This window comes from Ideonella sp. P3_A4 (genome assembly GCF_056403075.1).
Window position 1 is genome coordinate 1 of record NZ_JBFUGE010000564.1, and the last position, 3,915, is coordinate 3,915.

General features: G+C 65.5%; 1 protein-coding gene. It reads right to left on the bottom strand.

Annotation, left to right across the window (positions count from 1 at the left end; translation table 11 throughout):
- A partial coding sequence (locus AC1DYI_RS28990; RefSeq protein WP_477207583.1) for an RHS repeat domain-containing protein occupies positions 1-3,915 on the bottom strand: 3,915 nt, incomplete at both ends.

Below are 3,915 nucleotides of genomic sequence, written 5' to 3' on the forward strand. Positions count from 1 at the left end.
GGCTGGTGATGCGCGCATCGGTGCCGGAGCCCACCGTGGCCTTGATCACCCGGCCCGCGGTGTCGTAGTCGTACTGGGTGCTGGTGCCCTCGAAGTTGGTGGTCTTGAGCACCTGGCCGTCGAGCATGTAGTACCAATACTCGCGGCGATCGTCGGGCAACAGCGTATCCCACGAATCGCGAGGGATCTTCGTCAACAGCGAGTCGAAGTCGGCGGCCCAGTCCGGCGGCGTGGTCGTGAGCTTGTCCGAATAGCGCGTGCGGTTGCGCAGCTGGCCACGGTTGTTGTACGAGTTGCGGGTGATGTAGCCCTCGGCATCGACATGGCCCTTGAGCATGCCGCGGCCGTCGTAGTAGAAGGTCTCCAGTTGGTCCCGCAGGGGGTCGTCGGCTGGCAGTACCTCGGTGAGGCGGCCGCCACCAGCGCGCTCGTTCTCGGGCACCTGGTTCGCATAGCGGCGCGTGCGCACCAACTGGCCTGCCGAGTTGTAGGTGTTCAGCGTGATGTAGCCTTCGCCGTCCAGCGTGGCCGTCAGCTTGCCTTCGGAGTCGTAGAAGTAGCGTTCGCTGCGGTCGGCCGCGGCGCCGGCTTCTACCGCGTCGCTGGCCAGTTGGGCCTTGACGTAGGCCACCGAGGGGGCGCTCGTGGCCGTGATTGCCACCGAGTAGCGGATCGTGCGCACCTGGCGTCCGGTACCGTCGTAGTCGTGTTGCGTGACCGCGCCCGCATCGCCGATCTCGTAGACCAGGCGGCCCGCATCGTCGAAGACGTTCCAGCTTTGCAGGTCCAGGTTGTCGCTGGCGGGGCGAACGGTGCTCAGCGTCACTGCCGGCTTGAGGGTTCCCGTGGCCTGGTCGATCACCCTGTTCAGGTCGATCGCATTGGAATAGGTGTAGCTGCGCGTGGCGCGGCCGGCCTTGTCGTAGGTGATCTCGGTCAGGCGACCTTGGTAGGCGGGCGGCGTGCCCGTGCTGCCGATCGTGCCGAGAGTCTCGATGTGGCCGACTTGCCGGCCGGCTTCGTCGTACAGGTAGAAGTGGCGCGCACCGGTGGCCGACTTGTCGGCCAGCGCCTCGGTGGTCATCAGCAGCCGGCCCGCGGCGTCGTAGGTGTACAGCGTGCTGCCGGAGCTGCCGGCGCCCACCACGCTGACCAGCCGGCCCGCCTTGTCGTACACCGAGGTGGTGGTCGCCGTGGTCTGCGTGTTCTTCAGCGTCACCGTCTGGGTGGCGTCGCTGTAGGTCGTGGTGGTCAGCACGCCGTGCGGATCTTGTACCGTCAGCAGGCGGCCCAGGCCGTCGTAGCTGTAGGTCGAGGTCGCGTTGCCGGCTTCGTCGTCGGGGCTGCTGCTGGGCGTGATCGTCTGCAGCAGGCGTCCGGCCTGGTCATAGATGAAGGTGGTGCGGCGTGTGTCCACGCCTGCGCCGTTGGAGTCGACGCTGAGGTACTTGTCCTCGTAGTTCAGCAGGCCGCGCACGTCGTAGGTGTAGTCGGTGCGGACCGTCGACGTCAGGTGCCCCTGGTCCTTCACGCTGGTGACCCACGCATCCAGCTGCGCCAGCGTGGCCGTGCCCGAGGTGTATACGTCGTTGGTGTAGCTGATCTGCGTTTGCAGCTCGCCGTAGACCGTGTACCGGTACTCCGTGACCCGCCCGGCGGGCGTGATCGCATAGCGCAGCAGCCGCGGGTTCCATTCGGCGTAGACGTAGCGCGTGGTCTCTTCGGGCAGCACGCGGTCGCTGAAGCGCAGCTTGGTGATCGACGCGCCGGTGTGCTTGAAGCTGGTGTCGACGTACATCGGCAGGGTGCTCGCTGCCGTGGTTTCGAGCAGCGGATCGCCGCCGTTCTGCAGATACTGGATCTTGTTGCCGTTGAGCCTGATCTCGAACTTGTCGCTGGTGCTGTAGGTGCCCGGGGTCGCCAGCAGGTTGGTGCTGGTGCTGACGCCATCGACCACCCGGATCTCGCGGATCTGGAACTGGTTCGTCCCGAAGAAGTAGAAGGCGTGGTCGACGCTGCTGAAGCTGGCACTGCTGGCCGGGTCGCTGTTCAGCCCGACAAAGAACTCCTTGCTGTACTGACCGGCCGAGAAGCTCAGGTTGGCGGTTCCCACATAGCCCACCTGGCTGCGCACCGAGGTGTCCCACACGCCGTTGACGCCACCGTTCTTGGTGACGGTGTCATTGGCGATGCTCACGCCGAAGTTGCGGGCGGCCCCCATCACCGTGGTCAAGCCCAGCTTGCCGAACTGCAGCGAGTTGATGACCGCGCTGGACGAGGCGATGGTGCTGTCCAGGTACAGCGTCGGGGCGTCGGTCACCGCCACCTCGCGCAGCAGGAAGGTGCCGCGCAGATACTGCAGCTTGCCGGTGGACTTGTTGTAGACGACCTTGAGTGTGTCGGTGGCCGAGTACTTGGGCGTCAGGCCGTTGTCCAGGTTGAACGCGACGGCGTCGCCGCTCTCATAGCCCGAGAGCGTGCCGTCGCTGTGGCAATAGATCGCGTAGTCGATCGCACCGAAGCTGTCGCTGGCCGCCGGATCTCTCGCCAGCCCCACCATGAACGACGCGTTGTCCTGGCCAGCCTTGAAGCTGACCATCGCGCCGTCGGAGAAGCCTGTCAGGCTGCGCACGGACGCGTCCCACGCGCCGTTCGTGCCGCTCGTCTTGGTCACCGTGCCGCTGCCCGACACCGCCGCGTTGGACTCGGCCAGCAGCGGGGTGGTGCCGCTGGATGTGCCGAAGCTCAGGCTGCCGATCTTTCCGCCGCTGTCCCGGAAGCTCGAATCCAGGTAGAGGGGGTTGGTGATGGTGACGTTGTCGATCGTGTGGACCGGTGTGTCGTTCTTCAGGAACTGCACCTTGCCGGGACCACCGGACACGCCGGGGATGTAGGTCACCCGCAGGCGGTCGGTCGACTTGTACGTGCCGCCAGCGAAGGTCGTGTCCAGTTGCCCGTCACGGTAGATCCGCAGCGAGCCCGCTGTCGCGCCGTCGGCGGTATTAGCCATGCAATACCAGGCATAGTCGATCGACGTGTAGCTGTGATCCGTGGTCGGATCGGTTCCCAGGCCGACCATGAGCCCCTTGTCGATCTGCCCCGGAATGAAGCTCACGGTGGGGCCGTCGGCGGCGGCCAATCCGCCGCTGCTGCGCACCGATGAGTCCCATGACCCGTTGGCGCCGCCGGTCTTGACGACGTCACTGCCCACCATCGTGACGCCGCCTTGATCCAACAGCGCCGGTGCCGAGGCGCGAGTGCGCGTTTCAGTCAGCAGTTGGTTGGTCACTGCGTCGTAGGTGCGCTCGACCACATTGCCCAGCTGGTCGGTGACCTTGGTCTGGTTGCCACGGGTGTCGTACGCCATCGCGACGGTCTCGCCGTCGCCGTTCGTGATGGTCAGGACGTTGCCGTCGGCGTCGTAGGTGTAGCTCTGGGTGATGCCAGTGCCCGTGCCCAGCGCCGGGCTGGTCAGCTTGAGCAACTGGCCCTTGTTGGGACCGGAGGTGGTGACGTAGTCGTACACCCAGTTCTTGCCCATCGGGTCGGTCACCGTGGTGCGGCCGCTCGTGTAGGCGTAGGTGGTCGTCGACGTCGTCGAATCGGTCAACGTCTGCGTGACCGTCTCGACGCGCTTGGTGCCGTCTTGGAGGTAGGTGAACTCCAGCTTGCTGCCGTCGCTTTGCTTCAGCGTCTTGACGCAGCCGGTGACGGCGTCGTAGGCGTACTCGGTGGTGTAGACCTTGTTGTCGGCGGTGTCCTCAGGCGTCAGGTCGACCGTGACACTCTTCAGGCGGGTCTTGGCCACACCGTTGTCGGTGTAGCTCTCGTAGGCATAGGTGACCAGGTTGCGCTCGACGCCTGCCGCGGTCTTGGTGCGGATGCCGGTCAGCAGCTTCGGGTTGTTGACGTCGT